Source organism: Nocardioides litoris (genome assembly GCF_006346315.1).
Lineage (GTDB): Bacteria > Actinomycetota > Actinomycetes > Propionibacteriales > Nocardioidaceae > Nocardioides > Nocardioides litoris.
The window spans coordinates 21,881-34,811 of sequence record NZ_VDMR01000008.1 but is presented as its reverse complement, the minus strand read 5'-3'; the positions used below and the strand labels follow the sequence as shown (position 1 = coordinate 34,811).

The 12,931-nt window shown below is 74.0% G+C and carries 15 protein-coding genes; 10 read left to right on the top strand and 5 right to left on the bottom strand.

The annotated features are described in order from the left end of the window. The first annotated feature begins 16 nt into the window (after positions 1 to 16). From FJQ57_RS18150 to FJQ57_RS18140, 3 genes are read left to right on the top strand one after another with little or no spacing between them, the layout of a single operon-like run. Complete coding sequence (locus tag FJQ57_RS18150; RefSeq protein ID WP_139983065.1) at positions 17 to 838, top strand: crotonase/enoyl-CoA hydratase family protein; 822 nt, start codon at positions 17 to 19, stop codon at positions 836 to 838. 36 nt (positions 839 to 874) lie between these two features. Next, positions 875 to 1,474 (top strand): hypothetical protein, encoded by a 600-nt coding sequence (locus tag FJQ57_RS18145; RefSeq protein ID WP_139983063.1) that lies wholly within the window; start codon positions 875 to 877, stop codon positions 1,472 to 1,474. Positions 1,475 to 1,503: 29 nt separating this feature from the next. After that, positions 1,504 to 2,214, top strand: coding sequence for a hypothetical protein (locus FJQ57_RS18140; RefSeq protein WP_139983061.1), 711 nt, complete (start codon positions 1,504 to 1,506; stop codon positions 2,212 to 2,214). A 15-nt stretch (positions 2,215 to 2,229) separates the two neighbouring features. On the opposite strand, the gene fadD8 is transcribed toward FJQ57_RS18140, so the two are convergent. Next, a complete protein-coding gene (fadD8, locus tag FJQ57_RS18135; RefSeq protein WP_139983059.1) occupies positions 2,230 to 3,843 on the bottom strand; it encodes a fatty-acid--CoA ligase FadD8 in 1,614 nt (537 codons plus the stop codon). A gap of 74 nt (positions 3,844 to 3,917) precedes the next feature. Here fadD8 and FJQ57_RS18130 point away from each other — a divergent pair, with 74 nt between their 5' ends. The 4 genes from FJQ57_RS18130 to budC all read left to right on the top strand — a co-directional run bounded on the left by FJQ57_RS18130 (position 3,918) and on the right by budC (position 7,119). Beyond that, entirely contained in the window at positions 3,918 to 4,220 is a 303-nt protein-coding gene (locus FJQ57_RS18130) for a hypothetical protein (RefSeq protein WP_139983057.1), read from the top strand. Between the two features lie 87 nt (positions 4,221 to 4,307). After that, positions 4,308 to 5,111, top strand: coding sequence for a membrane protein insertase YidC (gene yidC / locus FJQ57_RS18125; protein WP_139983055.1), 804 nt, complete (start codon positions 4,308 to 4,310; stop codon positions 5,109 to 5,111). A gap of 25 nt (positions 5,112 to 5,136) precedes the next feature. Continuing rightward, a complete protein-coding gene (locus FJQ57_RS18120) occupies positions 5,137 to 6,297 on the top strand; it encodes a hypothetical protein (protein ID WP_139983053.1) in 1,161 nt (386 codons plus the stop codon). Positions 6,298 to 6,348: 51 nt separating this feature from the next. Beyond that, positions 6,349 to 7,119: a meso-2,3-butanediol dehydrogenase gene (budC, locus tag FJQ57_RS18115; protein WP_139983051.1), complete on the top strand. Its 771-nt coding sequence runs from the start codon at positions 6,349 to 6,351 to the stop codon at positions 7,117 to 7,119. A 69-nt stretch (positions 7,120 to 7,188) separates the two neighbouring features. Here budC and FJQ57_RS18110 read toward each other — a convergent pair whose 3' ends face one another. Then, positions 7,189 to 7,554: a YciI family protein gene (locus FJQ57_RS18110; protein WP_211349118.1), complete on the bottom strand. Its 366-nt coding sequence runs from the start codon at positions 7,552 to 7,554 to the stop codon at positions 7,189 to 7,191. A gap of 85 nt (positions 7,555 to 7,639) precedes the next feature. Beyond that, positions 7,640 to 8,683, bottom strand: coding sequence for an LLM class F420-dependent oxidoreductase (locus FJQ57_RS18105; RefSeq protein ID WP_139983049.1), 1,044 nt, complete (start codon positions 8,681 to 8,683; stop codon positions 7,640 to 7,642). A 57-nt stretch (positions 8,684 to 8,740) separates the two neighbouring features. On the opposite strand from FJQ57_RS18105, the gene FJQ57_RS18100 reads away from it, so the two are divergent. Genes FJQ57_RS18100 through FJQ57_RS18090 form a run of 3 tightly spaced genes read left to right on the top strand, consistent with a single transcriptional unit; the run spans position 8,741 to position 11,957 of the window. After that, entirely contained in the window at positions 8,741 to 9,730 is a 990-nt protein-coding gene (locus FJQ57_RS18100; protein ID WP_139983047.1) for a Zn-ribbon domain-containing OB-fold protein, read from the top strand. Beyond that, positions 9,730 to 10,794: a thiolase domain-containing protein gene (locus tag FJQ57_RS18095; RefSeq protein ID WP_139983045.1), complete on the top strand. Its 1,065-nt coding sequence runs from the start codon at positions 9,730 to 9,732 to the stop codon at positions 10,792 to 10,794. The genes FJQ57_RS18100 and FJQ57_RS18095 overlap by 1 nt, the downstream gene beginning before the upstream one ends. Then, the gene (locus tag FJQ57_RS18090) at positions 10,794 to 11,957 is read left to right on the top strand and encodes a thiolase domain-containing protein (protein WP_139983043.1); all 1,164 of its coding nucleotides are present in this window, start codon (positions 10,794 to 10,796) and stop codon (positions 11,955 to 11,957) included. The genes FJQ57_RS18095 and FJQ57_RS18090 overlap by 1 nt, the downstream gene beginning before the upstream one ends. Before the next feature lie 13 nt (positions 11,958 to 11,970). On the opposite strand, the gene FJQ57_RS23075 is transcribed toward FJQ57_RS18090, so the two are convergent. Beyond that, complete coding sequence (locus tag FJQ57_RS23075; RefSeq protein WP_211349116.1) at positions 11,971 to 12,138, bottom strand: hypothetical protein; 168 nt, start codon at positions 12,136 to 12,138, stop codon at positions 11,971 to 11,973. Continuing rightward, entirely contained in the window at positions 12,135 to 12,839 is a 705-nt protein-coding gene (locus FJQ57_RS18085; RefSeq protein WP_211349114.1) for a LysR family transcriptional regulator, read from the bottom strand. The genes FJQ57_RS23075 and FJQ57_RS18085 overlap by 4 nt, the downstream gene beginning before the upstream one ends. Positions 12,840 to 12,931 lie beyond the last annotated feature (92 nt).

Genomic DNA, 12,931 nt, shown 5'->3' with positions numbered 1-12,931 from the left:
CGCTAGCGTCGCGTACATGACCCAGCAGGCCGCCCCCGACGGTGCCGTCACCGACGCTCCCCACGCCCTCGTCGAGCTCGTCGACCACACGCTGGTGGTCACCATGAACCGCCCCCACGCCCGCAACGCGCTGTCCGGCGAGATGCTCGAGATCATGTCCGACGCCTGGGACCGGGTGAACGGCGACGACGACGTCCGCGCCTGCATCCTCACCGGCGCCGGGGGCTACTTCTGCGCCGGCGCCGACCTCAAGTCGATGGCGAGGCGGCCTCCGTCGGCGAGCTTCGAGTCCGGCGAGTACGACCCGTCGGTCATCAAGGGCCTGCTCAAGGGGTTCCGGCTGACCAAGCCACTGGTCGCCGCCGTCGAGGGCCCGGCCATCGCCGGCGGCACCGAGATCCTCCAGGGCACCGACGTCCGCGTCGCGGGCGAGTCGGCGAAGTTCGGCATCTCCGAGGCCCGCTGGTCGCTCTACCCGATGGGCGGCTCCGCGGTCCGGCTCCCCCGCCAGATCCCCTACACCGTCGCCGCCGACCTGCTCCTCACCGGACGTCACGTGCTGGCGCCCGAGGCCAAGGAGATCGGGCTCGTCGGGCACGTCGTCCCCGACGGCCAGGCGCTGGCCAAGGCGCACGAGCTGGCCTCGATGATCGCCCGCAACGGCCCGCTGGCCGTCCAGGCCATCCTGCGCACCATCCGCGACTCCGAGGGCAGGCACGAGGACGACTGCTGGCGCGACGACGCCCGCGTCGGCGCGGCGGTCTTCGCCTCCGAGGACGCCAAGGAGGGCCCGCGCGCCTTCGCCGAGAAGCGTGCCCCGCACTTCCAGGGTCGCTGAGCCGGCCCCACCGCAGGGCGTGAGAGATTGTCGCCCGTGCTCTCCCGCAACGCCTGGATCGGCATCATCGCCTCCGTCGTGGTCGTCGCCGCCGCGATCGGTCTGCTGCAGCTCGTGCGCACGGTCGGCGAGGACGAGCTGTCCCTGCCGCCGCAGGTCGACGACCTCCTCGCGGTCGACTCCGAGGCCTTCCTCGGCACCAGCGGGCAGGAGGACCTCCTCGCGACCCGACGCGCCGAGGCCCGCACCGTGGGCGAGAGCCTCTCCGAGGCCTTCGACGGCGCTGCGGCGGTGACCCGGGTGTACGTCGACCGCGAGTCCGCCGAGAGCGTGACGGTCTTCGCGGTGGCGGCCGACGCCGGGCCGCTGCTGCCGCCGGGCGGCTTCGTCGACCCCGATCGGGCGGGGCTCGCCCTGCCCCCGGTCGAGCGGGTCGCCGACGACGGCGTCGAGTGCCTGCTGCAGCGCAACAACCCGCCGCGGGCCGGCACCGACTACCAGCCCGACCAGGCCGCGCCCGACACCGTGCAGTGCCAGCGCCGCTCCGGCACGCTCACGGTCCGCGCCCAGGCCACCTTCGGCGACCGCGACCGGGTCGAGGACGTCGTCGACGACGTGTGGGACGACCTGGACTGACCTCGGCCCCGACCGGGCAGGTTGCGGGCATGGACGTCGTCCCCGTGGTGCTGGTCCTGCTGTTCCTGGCCGTCCCGGCGGCCTTCATCGGGCTCGCCGTGTGGCTGGTGGTCCACCAGCAGCGCCGGGCCCGGGAGCGCCAGGAGTCGCTGGCGTCGTACGCCGCCAAGCGGGAGTGGCGCTGGTCGCCCGTCGGCACCGGGCTGGAGAGCCGCTTCCGCGGCGACCCGTTCGGCCGCGGCCACCGCCGCTCGGCGAGCAACGTGGTCGAGGGCTGGCACGCCGGGCGGGCGTTCGTGGCGTTCGACTACCGCTACTGGACCAGCGGCGGCCAGGACAGCGGCGACGACCGGCACGACTTCTCGGTCCTGTGCGTGCACCTCGGTGACCTGCCCCCGGTGCCGATGGTGCAGGTGGCGCCGCAGGGCGCGCTCGGGCGGTTCTTCCGCGGCGCCTTCGGCAACCCGTTCCGCACCGGCGACCCGGTGTTCGACCAGCGCTTCCACGTGCGCACCCACAGCCCGGAGCTGGCCCACGACCTGCTCCACCTCGACATGCGGATGATGTTGGCGGCCTACCAGGGACGGGCCTGGCGGCTGGAAGGCGACTCGCTGGTGACCTTCCGGGCGGGGTCCCACGGCCCGGGCGAGATCGACGCCGTGCTCGGCTTCATGGGCGCGATCCTCGACCGGGTGCCCGAGCACGCCTGGACCCGGCTCGGTCGGCGCCCCGTGACCTGACGGGCTGGCGGCGGATCAGCCGACGGCGCGCTCGCCGGTCCAGTACTGCGCCCGCAGCGCCTTCTTGTCGGGCTTGCCGAGGCCGGTGAGCGGGAGCGCCGGCGTGGCGATGACCTGCTTGGGCGCCTGGACCGACCCCTTGCGCTCCTTGACCATGTCCTGGATCTCGGCCACGACGGTCTCGGTGAGCTCGTGGCCCTCGCGCAGCACGACGACCGCGGTGACGGCCTCGCCGAACTTCTCGTGCGGGGTGCCGATGACGCCGACCTGGGCGATCGCCGGGTGCTCGGCGACGACGTCCTCGACCTCGCGCGGGAAGACGTTGAACCCGCCGGTGACGATCATGTCCTTGGTCCGGTCGACGATGTACCAGAACCCGTCCTCGTCCTCGCGGGCCACGTCGCCGGTGTGCATCCAGCCGTCGGCACGGTAGGTCTCGGCGGTCTCCTCGGGCAGCTGCCAGTAGCCGCCGGAGAGCAGCGGGCCGGACACGCAGATCTCGCCGGGCTCCCCCACCGGAACCGGCCGACCGTCCTCGCCGAGCAGCGCGGTCCGGATGAACGCCGAGGGCCGGCCGCACGAGGCCAGCCGGGCGTCGCCACCGCCGACGTGGTCCTTGGTCGACAGGTAGGTGATGGCCATGGGGGCCTCGGACTGCCCGTAGTACTGGGCGAAGATCGGCCCGAAGCGGTCGAGGGCCTCCTTGAGCCGCACCGGGTTGATGGCCGAGGCGCCGTAGTACACGGTCTGCAGGCTCGACAGGTCGCGGGTGTGGCTGTCGGGGTGGTCCATCAGGGCGTAGAGCATCGACGGCACCAGCATCGTGGCGGTGATGCGCTGCTCCTCGATGGTGCGCAGCACCTCGGCGGGGTCGAAGCGGGCGAGGACGACGAGGGAGCCGCCCTTGATGACGGTCGGGGTGAAGAAGGCGGCGCCGGCGTGCGAGAGCGGCGTGCACATGAGGAACCGCGGCTCCTCGGGCCACTCCCACTCGCTCAGCATCACCTGGGTCATCGTGGACATCGCCTGGGCGGTGCCGATGACGCCCTTGGGCCTGCCGGTCGTGCCGCCGGTGTAGGTGATCGAGACGACGTGGTCGGGCGGCAGGGTCGCGGCGGTCAGCGGCCGCGGCTCGAACCCGGCGGCCGTCGCGACCAGGTCGGTGGCCCGACCCTCGAGCTCGGGCGGGACGGGGCCGATGGTGAGCACGTCGGTCAGGCCCGGGCACTTGTCCAGCAGCGCGAGGGCCCGGTCGACGAAGTAGGGGTCGATGGTCAAGGTGGTGATGCCGGCGTCGTTGATGACGTAGGCGTGGTCGTCGGCGCTGCCCAGCGGGTGCAGGGAGGTGCGCCGGTAGCCCTGGGTCTGGCCGGCCCCGATGACGAAGAGCACCTCCGGCCGGTTGAGCGCGAGCAGCGCGCCCGCCGTGCCGGCGCCGGCGCCGAGGGACTCGAAGGCCTGGACGTACTGGCTGATGCGCTGCTCGGTCTCGCGTCCGGTCAGCGTGACGTCGCCGAGGTGCATGACCGGCTTGTCGCGGTGGCGCTTGAGGGCGGCGACCATCAGGTTGCCGTTGTGGACCGGGGTGCGCAGGTCGGACGCGACGGGCTGGCCGGGCTGGTCGGGCATGGCGGCGAGACTAGAACGTGTTTCAGTTCTTGTCACGGGCGGTGTCCCGCGCGGCCACGTCGTACCATCTCGGTGTGATCGAGGAGCCGGCCGTCGCGCGCGTGCGCACGACGCTGCTCGGCCTCCTCGCCGGGGCGCTGTCCTTCCTGCTGCCCACGCTGTCGGCCGGCGTCGACGGCACCACCACCATCGCGGGCACCCTGCTCGCGGTCGCCGTGGCCGCGCTCGTCGCCTCGACCCACGAGCGGGTCCTGCTCGCGGTCCGCGGTCCCGCCGGCGGGGTCGCCGCCCGGCGCCCGGTGCCGCTGGTGCTCACGACCCGTGCGACCGACCCGGTCCACCACCCGCTGCGCCCGCGGGCTCCCGGACGCGCCTGACGCCGCCGCGACCGCGCCCCCCCGGGGTCCACGGTCGACCGGTGGCAGAAGCCGTCCCTCCCACAACCGGAGCCCTGGAGCCCCCGCATGTCCCTGCTCGAACCCGTCCGTCTCGCGCTCGCCGGTGTCGTCGCCGGCGTCCACTCCGGCCTGGAGGCCCTGGGCGCCGACCCCGCTTCTGGCCTGACCTGGTGCCTGTCCATCGCCGCCGTCACCGTCGTGGTGCGCGGCGCGCTGCTGCCGATCACCGCCCACACCGTCCGCAACGCCCACGCCGCCGCTCGCGCGCGGCCCCACCTCAAGGCCCTCTCGGAGAAGTACAAGGGCCGCACCGACGCCGAGGCCATCAGGGCGCAGATGGAGGCCCGGCGCGAGATCTCCGCCGAGCACGGCGTCTCCCGCCTCGGCTGCCTCCCGCTCCTGCTGCAGCTGCCGATCTGGATCGGGCTCTACCACCTGCTGCGCGACGCAGCCGCCGGGAAGGCCACCGGCGCGCTGGACGGCGCCCAGGTGGCGGACCTCGCGCGGGCGACGTTCGCCGGGGTCGGGCTCACCGACCACGGCTACCTCGGCGCCGGCACCACCCACCTGCTCGTCGTCGTCGGGCTGGCCGGCGCCGCGGCGCTGCTGGGCTTCACCACCCAGCGGCTCCTCGTCGCCGACAACACCTCGACCGACGTGCCCGAGCAGATGGCACAGGCGCAGCGGCTCGTCCCCTTCGTCTCCGCCGGCGGCATGCTCCTCGCCGGCGGCGTCGTCCCGGTCGCGCTGCTCTGGTACTGGGTGTGCGGCGCGCTGTGGACCTTCGGACAGACCTGGGTCATCTGGCGCTTCTTCCCCACGCCCGGCACCCCCGCCGCGGCCCGACGCGGGGTGCCGACACCGGTCTGAGGTCCGGTTGAGCGACGATGGCGCGGTGGACGACGTCGACCTGGTGCTGCTGCCGCTGCCCGACGCCGACCGGGACGAGCCGCTGCGCCGCGACGCCGTGGTCGAGCACTTGGGCTCGCGCCGCCTGTGCGGCGCGACGCTCGGCGGTGAGCGCATCGGCGTGCTCGGCGCCGTGGTCGTGCGCCTCGCCCTGCACGATGCGCAGGTCCTGGCCGTGGATCCCGACGGCACCGTCCACCCGGGTCCACAGCTCGGCGAGGTGGTCCTCGGCCTGGCCCACCGGGTGGGCGCGGTCGTCCAGGTCGCCGACGTCGTGGTCGACCAGCACGGCGACCTCCTCGACGAGGAACGTGTCCTCGCCGGCGTCGCTCGCTCCCCCCGGTCGACCGTGGTCTCCGCGTGGCGCGACGACGACCTGCTCCTCGCGCGGATGACGGCGGCCGAGCTGGGCGCGCACGCCAGCGCCTGGCTGGTGGACGGCTGGGCCGTCGTCGCCTGGGACGACGGCGCCTCGGCACCGGACGCCCCGCTGGCGTTCCCGGCCCGCCAGCACCCCGTGGCCAGCGTGGGCCGGGCCGGCGACCTGCGCTCGGTGCAGGTCGCGCCCGCCCCGGGCGCCGACGTCCTGGAGGTCACCTGGGCGCCACCCCTGACGCGCGTCCTCGACGTGCCGCCGGGCTCCGCCGCGGACGCCGTCCTCGGTGCCCTCGAGGGGACCGTGGCGCACGACGATCCCGACGACTGGCCCGCGGGCTTCGAGCCCGGCCTACGCCCTCGGTTGCAGGAGGCACAGCGGGGGTCCGGCGACGACTTCCTGGCCACCGTCGCGCGCCTCCTGTGGCTCCCGCCGGTGGTCGCCGGCCTCGCCGAGCACGGTGGGACGGGCGTGCGCGGCGGGCCGAGCCTGCCGGTACGGATCGGGGACGGCACCGCTCACCGGCTGGCGTGGGAGCACGTGCGCACGCCCGCGCCCGAGACCGAGGCGGAGCGCCGCCTGCGGGCCCAGCCCCGTCGCACGATCGTCCGGCAGGTGGCGACCAACCTCCTGCTCGCCGCGGCCATCGTGGCCCTGGTGCTGTCGGTCGACCTCCGGTTCGTGCCCGAGTGGCTGCTGTGGGCGATGGCCGCGTTCGCGGCGTTCAACGCCGTGTCCACCTGGTGGTTCTGGCGCTCCGGGCAGCACTGACCACCCCTTCGGTCGGGACGGTCCTGCACCAGGAGCGGGCAGGGTCGAGGCATGACTGCCAACACCTACGACGTCGCCGACCGCACCGTGCTCGTGACCGGGGGCGGGTCGGGCATCGGGCGCGCCATCGCCCGGGCCTTCCTCGACAACGGCGCCCGGGTCGTCGTCGCCGGACGACGGCGCGACGCGCTCGACGAGACCCTGGCCGGCCACCCCACCGAGCAGGGCCTCGCGGTCGAGACCGACGTGAGCGACGACGACCAGGTGCGCGACCTGGTGCGCGCCACCCTCGAGCGCTTCGGCGGGCTCGACATCGTGGTCAACAACGCCGCGGCCTACACCTCCGGGGAGTTCGACGAGCTCGACCTCGACGGGTGGCGCTCGATCCGCTCGGTGAACATCGACGGGTTCGTGCACGTCGCCCGGCACACCCTGCCCGAGCTCGAGCGCAGCGGCGGCAACCTGGTCGTCGTCGGGTCGGTCTCCGGCCTGCGCGGCGACTGGCAGCAGTCCGCCTACAACGCCACCAAGGCCGCGATCATGAACTTCGTCCAGTCGCTCGCCCTCGACTACGGCGCCCGCGGCGTGCGCCTCAACGCGGTGGTGCCGGCGATGACCGAGACGCCCGTGACCGCCGACGCCGCCGCCGACCCCGAGACGCTGGCCAAGGCGGTCGACCGGGTGGCCCTGGGCCGGATCGGCCAGCCCGAGGACATCGCCCCGGCCGTGCTGTGGCTGGCCAGCCCCGACGCGGCGTACGTGACCGGGGCGTTCCTGGCCGTCGACGGCGGCACCTCGGCCAGCACCGGCCAGGCGCACTGAGGCGCCCGGGCCCGGCGTCGGTCGGTCGCCGGGTCAGTCGTCGGGTCAGTCGTCGGGTCAGGCGTCGAGTCAGTCGTCGGAGACCACCGGACGCACCTCCACCGCCGGGTGGCCGGCCAGCAGTGCGACCACGGCCTCCAGCAGGGCGGACTCGTCGTCGATGCGCACGAGGTAGAAGCCCGAGAGCTGCTCGACCGACTCGGCGTACGGCCCCTGGGTGACCAGCGGCCCACCCCCACCCCGTCGTACGACGCGCGCCTGGTCGGCGGGGGCGAGCTCCGCCCCGCCGACCACCCGGCCGCCGCGCTCGCCGAGCAGGCGCACGAACTCGCCGTCGGCGTCGTGGGTCACCTGCCGCTCGTCCTCGCTCGCCGCAGCCCAGGCGTCCTCGCGGTCGGCCGGGAACAGCACCATCCACTCGCGCTGGTCGCTCATCTCGTCTCCTCTGCTGGGCCCCGGCGGGCACCTCGACGCGATGACGCGCGAGGAGCCGCCGGATCGACAGCCCGGTCCGGGTCGCTCAGGCCAGCAGCTCGGCGACGCGCCTCAGCTCGTCGCCGTCGCGGAAGGACAGCAGCAGCGTGGTGACGCCGGTCTCCTCCCAGGCCGCGACCTTGTCGGTGACCTCGGCGGCGTCGCCGACGATGTGGAGGTCCTCGACGAGCTCGTCGGGCACGAGCGCGGTGGCCTCGTCCTTGCGACCGTCGAGGTAGAGCTCCTGCACCTTCGCCGCCAGCTCCTCGTAGCCCATCCGCACGAAGACCTGGTTGTGGAAGTTGGCCTCCTTGGCGCCCATGCCGCCCATGTAGAGCGAGACCGACGGCTTGAGGGCGTCGAGGACCATCCGCTTGACCTCGGGGGTCTCGCAGACCTGCAGGTGGCAGGTGGCGGCGATCTCGAAGTCGTCCCGGGCACGCCGGGCGCCCGGCCGCGCGAAGCCCTCGTCGAGCCACGGCTGGTACATGTCGGCCGACTTGGGCGTGTAGAAGATCGGGATCCAGCCGTCGGCGATCTCGGCGGTCTGGGCGACGTTCTTGGGGCCCTCGGCGCCGAGCCAGATCGGCACGTCCGCGCGCAGCGGGTGGACGATCGGCTTGAGGGGCTTGCCGAGGCCGACCGAGCCGGGGCCGGCGTACGGGAGGGGGTAGTGGGGGCCGTCGTTGGTCACCGGCGCCTCCCGGGCCAGCACCTGCCGCACGACGTCGACGACCTCGCGGGTGCGGGCGAGCGGCTTGGCGAAGGGCTGGCCGTACCAGCCCTCGACGACCTGCGGGCCGGAGACGCCCATGCCGAGCACGAACCGGCCGCCGCTGAGGTGGTCGAGGGTCAGCACGTGCATGGCGATCGAGGTGGGGGTGCGTCCCGACATCTGCACGATCGAGGTGCCCAGGCGCACCCGCGAGGTGGAGCGGCCCCACCAGGCCAGCGGCGTGAAGGCGTCGGAGCCCCACGCCTCGGCGGTGAAGACGGCGTCGAAGCCCGACTCCTCCGCCGCGGTGACGAGCTCCTCGGCGTTGGCGGGCGGCTGTGCGCCCCAGTACCCCAGCTGCAGTCCTAGTTTCATGGCGACACCCTAGGGAGTCCTTGCCCCGAAGATAGAACGTGTTCTAGTTTCGGGCGCATGTCCCGCACGCTCTCGGCGCCGGTCACCGTCGCCTTCGACTACACGCGGTCCACGGGCCCGGTCATCGGCCGGTTCCTGACCGGCCTGCGCGACGGCGTCGTCGTCGGCGCCCGCACCTCCGACGGCCGCGTCGTGGTGCCGCCGCCCGAGTTCGACCCCGTGACCCACCGGGCCACGGGTGGCGACGGTGGCGACCCGTACGTCGAGGTCGGGCCCGAGGGCACCGTCACGTCGTGGGTGTGGGTGCCCGAGCCGGTCAAGGCGCAACCGCTGGACCGACCGTTCGCCTGGGCGCTGGTCACCCTCGACGGCGCCGACGTGCCGCTGCTGCACGCGCTCGACGTCGCCTCGCCCGACGAGGCCAGCACCGGCATGCGGGTGCGGGTGCGCTGGGCCGCCGAGCGGGTCGGGGCCATCACCGACATCGCGTGCTTCGAGCCGGTCGAGGCCGGTTCGGGTGGTCTCGCAACAGGCGCCGGCGCGCCTTCCGCGACCACGGTCGACGGGCCGGTGACGGGGGTCGTCACGCCCGTCTCGCTCGACTACGTGTACGCCGCCAGCCCGGAGGAGTCGGCGTTCTACCGCGCGATCGCCGAGGGGCGGATCGTCGGCCAGCGGTGCCCGCACTGCGGCAAGGTCTACGTGCCGCCGCGCAGCGCCTGCCCGGCCGACGGGACGCCGACGACCGACGAGGTCGAGCTGTCGGAGACCGGCACCGTGACGACGTTCTGCATCGTCAACGTGCCGTTCCTCGGCCAGCGCATCACGCCGCCGTACGTCTCGGCGTACGTGCTGCTCGACGGCGCCGACATCGCCTTCCTGCACCTGATCCTCGACTGCCCGGCCGAGGACGTGCACATGGGCATGCGGGTCAAGGCGGTCTGGAAGCCCCGCGAGGAGTGGGGCACGACCATCGAGAACATCAGCCACTTCGCGCCCACGGGCGAGCCCGACGCCGACTACGAGACCTACAGGAACCACCTCTGATGCGCGACGTCGCCGTCGTGGGCTTCGCCCAGCGACAGATGAAGGACTTCGACGGGTCTCCGACCTGCGTCGAGCTGCTCGTGCCGTTGTTCGCCGAGTGCTACGAGCAGACCGGGTGGACCCGGCGCGACGTCGGCTTCTGGTGCTCGGGGTCGAGCGACTACCTCGCCGGGCGGTCGTTCTCGTTCGTCCAGGCCGTCGACGCGATCGGCGTCATCCCGCCGGTCAACGAGTCACACGTCGAGATGGACCTGGCCTGGGCGATGTACGAGGCCTGGGTGAAGATCCAGACCGGCGAGGTCGACACCGCGCTGGTCTACGCCTTCGGCAAGAGCTCGGCCGGCGTGCTGCGCCGCACGCTCGCGCTGCAGCTCGAGCCCTACACGATGACGCCGATCTGGCCCGACACCGTGTCGCTCGCCGGCCTGCAGGCCCGGGCCGGCATCGACGCCGGCCTGTGGGACGAGCGCGCCATGGCCGAGGTCGCGCACCGCTCGCTGACCGACGCCGAGAAGAACGAGTACGCCGTGCGGCAGGGCGGCTCGTCGGTCGAGGCGCTCCTCGACCGACCGGTGTACGCCGACCCCCTGCGCAAGCACGACTGCGCGCCCGTCACCGACGGGGCGGCCGCACTCGTGCTGGCCGCCGGCGACCGCGCCCGCGAGGTGCGCGAGACCCCGGCCTGGCTGACCGGCCTCAGCCACCACGTCGACCCGATCGGCCTGGGCGTGCGCGACCTGACCCGCTCCCCCAGCACCCAGCGCTCGGGCGCCGCGCTCGACCTCGGCGGCGTCGAGGTGGCCGAGCTGCACGCCCCCTTCAGCCACCAGGAGCTCGTGCTGCGCCGCGAGCTCGGCCTGGCCGACGACGTACGGGTCAACCCCTCGGGCGGGGCACTGGTGTCCAACCCGATGTTCTCCGCCGGTGGCATCCGGGTCGGCGAGGCCGCGTCGCGGATCTGGTCGGGCGAGGCGGCGAAGACGCTCGCCCACGCGACCTCGGGCCCGGCCCTGCAGCAGAACCTCGTCTGCACGCTCTCGTCCACCCCGGAAGGCGGCAACTGATGGCCAAGACACCCGCCGCGGTGATCGGCGTCGGCCAGACCCACCACCGCGCCAGGCGCGACGACGTCTCGATGGCCGGGTTGTGCCGCGAGGCGATGGACCGCGCGCTCGAGGACGCCGGGCTGACGCTCGACGAGGTCGACGCGATCGTCGTGGGCAAGGCGCCGGACCTGTTCGAGGGCGTGATGATGCCCGAGCTGTTCCTCGCCGAGGCGCTCGGCGCGGCCGGCAAGCCGCTGCTGCGGGTGCACACCGCGGGCTCGGTGGGCGGGTCGACCGCGATCGTGGCCTCCTCGCTCGTGCAGGCCGGGGTGCACCAGACCGTGCTCACGGTGGCCTACGAGAAGCAGTCGGAGTCCAATGCGATGTGGGCGCTCTCGGTGCCCGTGCCGTTCAACATGCCGGTGCACGCCGGCGCCGGCGGCTACTTCGCCCCGCACGTGCGCTCCTACATCCGCCGCTCCGGCGCCCCGACCCACATCGGGGCGGTCGTGGCCGCCAAGGACCGCACCAACGCCCTGAAGAACCCCTACGCCCACCTGCACAACGAGGGCACCACCGTGGAGTCGGTGCTGGCCTCGCAGATGCTGTGGGACCCCATCCGGTACGACGAGACCTGCCCCTCCTCCGACGGCGCCTGCGCCCTGGTCATCGCGGCCGAGGACGTCGCCGCCCGCTCGGCCGACCCGGCCTGGATCCACGGCACCGTGATGCGCTCGGAGGCCACCACGGCCGCCGAGCGCGACCAGGTCAACCCGCAGGCCTCGCGCGACGCGGCGGCGTACCTGTGGAAGCAGGCGGGCATCACCTCGCCCATCGACGAGATCGACGCGGCGGAGATCTACGTGCCGTTCTCGTGGTTCGAGCCGATGTGGCTGGAGTCGCTCGGCTTCGCCGCCGAGGGAGAGGGCTGGAAGCTCACCGAGGCCGGTGAGACCGCGATGGACGGCCGCATCCCGGTCAACTGCTCCGGCGGCGTGCTCTCGTCCAACCCGATCGGCGCCTCCGGCATGCTCCGCTTCGGCGAGGCCGCGCTGCAGGTGCGCGGCCGGGCCGGGGAGCACCAGGTCGACGGGGCGCGACGGGCACTGGGCCACGCCTACGGCGGCGGGTCGCAGTTCTTCGCGATGTGGGTCGTCGGGTCGGAGAAGCCGACCGGCTGAGGACCGGCGTGGCTCAGGCCGCGGCGAGGACGTCCTGGGCGAGGGCCACGAAGACCGCGACGAGCGGGCTCGTCTCCCCCGCCCGGGTCACCACGACGATCGGCACGGGCTCGACGTCGGTGACCGGCACCGCCACGAGGTCGCGCGGCACCCGCGCGCCGGGGCCCGGGTCGGGCATCATCGTGACCGCCTCACCGGAGGCGACGAACTCGAACTTGTCCTCGGGCAGCTCGGCCAGCGGGCCCGCGCCCGGCGGCCGTCGGGTCGGGGGTCGACCCGCCAGAAGGCGTCGCGCAGCGGGTGCGGCGTGCGCACCAGCGGCTCGTCGGCGAGGTCGGCCAGGGCGACCTGGGCACGGCCGGCCAGCCGGTGGTCGCGGCGCACGACGAGCACCCGGCCCTGGTGGCCGAGCACGGTGACGTCGAGGCCGTCGGCCTCGACCGGCCCGCGGCCGACCACGACGTCGGCGCGGCGGTCGAGCAGCGCCTCGCGGACCTCGTCCCAGCGCACGTGGTGGGTGGCGACCTCGGCCTCGGGCCGGGCGAGCCGCAGCCGGCGCACCACGTCGGTCACCGTGAGGTCGCCGGCCCAGCCGACCACCACGCGGTGGGGCGCGGCGGCGGCACGGGTCTCGGCCACGGCCGCGTCGGCCGCGGCCAGCACGACCCGGGCGCGGTCGAGCATGACCCGCCCGGCGGGGGTGAGGTCGCTGCCGTGGGGCGTGCGCTCGAGCAGCCGGGCCCCCACGAGCTCCTCCAGGCGCCGCACCTGGCGGCTGAGCGAGGGCTGCGCGACGTGCAGCGCCTCCGCCGCCCGGCCGAAGTGGCCGTGCTCGGCGACCGCGACGAAGTAGCGGACGAGGCGCAGGTCGAGGTCGGGCACCCCACCACCGTAGTCCGCCCGCACCCGACTGACCTTGGCCTGACCTGACCTGGCCTGACCTGGCCTGACCTGACCTCTGACCTGGCCTGATG

What these genes read in the sequence shown, in the direction of transcription:
- FJQ57_RS18150 (WP_139983065.1), top strand. Translation starts at nt 17, where the DNA reads ATGACCCAGCAGGCCGCCCCCGACGGTGCCGTCACCGACGCTCCCCAC.
- FJQ57_RS18140 (WP_139983061.1), top strand. Translation starts at nt 1,504, where the DNA reads ATGGACGTCGTCCCCGTGGTGCTGGTCCTGCTGTTCCTGGCCGTCCCG.
- fadD8 (WP_139983059.1), bottom strand. Translation starts at nt 3,843, where the DNA reads ATGCCCGACCAGCCCGGCCAGCCCGTCGCGTCCGACCTGCGCACCCCG.
- yidC (WP_139983055.1), top strand. Translation starts at nt 4,308, where the DNA reads ATGTCCCTGCTCGAACCCGTCCGTCTCGCGCTCGCCGGTGTCGTCGCC.
- budC (WP_139983051.1), top strand. Translation starts at nt 6,349, where the DNA reads ATGACTGCCAACACCTACGACGTCGCCGACCGCACCGTGCTCGTGACC.
- FJQ57_RS18110 (WP_211349118.1), bottom strand. Translation starts at nt 7,554, where the DNA reads ATGAGCGACCAGCGCGAGTGGATGGTGCTGTTCCCGGCCGACCGCGAG.
- FJQ57_RS18105 (WP_139983049.1), bottom strand. Translation starts at nt 8,683, where the DNA reads ATGAAACTAGGACTGCAGCTGGGGTACTGGGGCGCACAGCCGCCCGCC.
- FJQ57_RS18100 (WP_139983047.1), top strand. Translation starts at nt 8,741, where the DNA reads ATGTCCCGCACGCTCTCGGCGCCGGTCACCGTCGCCTTCGACTACACG.
- FJQ57_RS18095 (WP_139983045.1), top strand. Translation starts at nt 9,730, where the DNA reads ATGCGCGACGTCGCCGTCGTGGGCTTCGCCCAGCGACAGATGAAGGAC.
- FJQ57_RS18090 (WP_139983043.1), top strand. Translation starts at nt 10,794, where the DNA reads ATGGCCAAGACACCCGCCGCGGTGATCGGCGTCGGCCAGACCCACCAC.
- FJQ57_RS23075 (WP_211349116.1), bottom strand. Translation starts at nt 12,138, where the DNA reads ATGATGCCCGACCCGGGCCCCGGCGCGCGGGTGCCGCGCGACCTCGTG.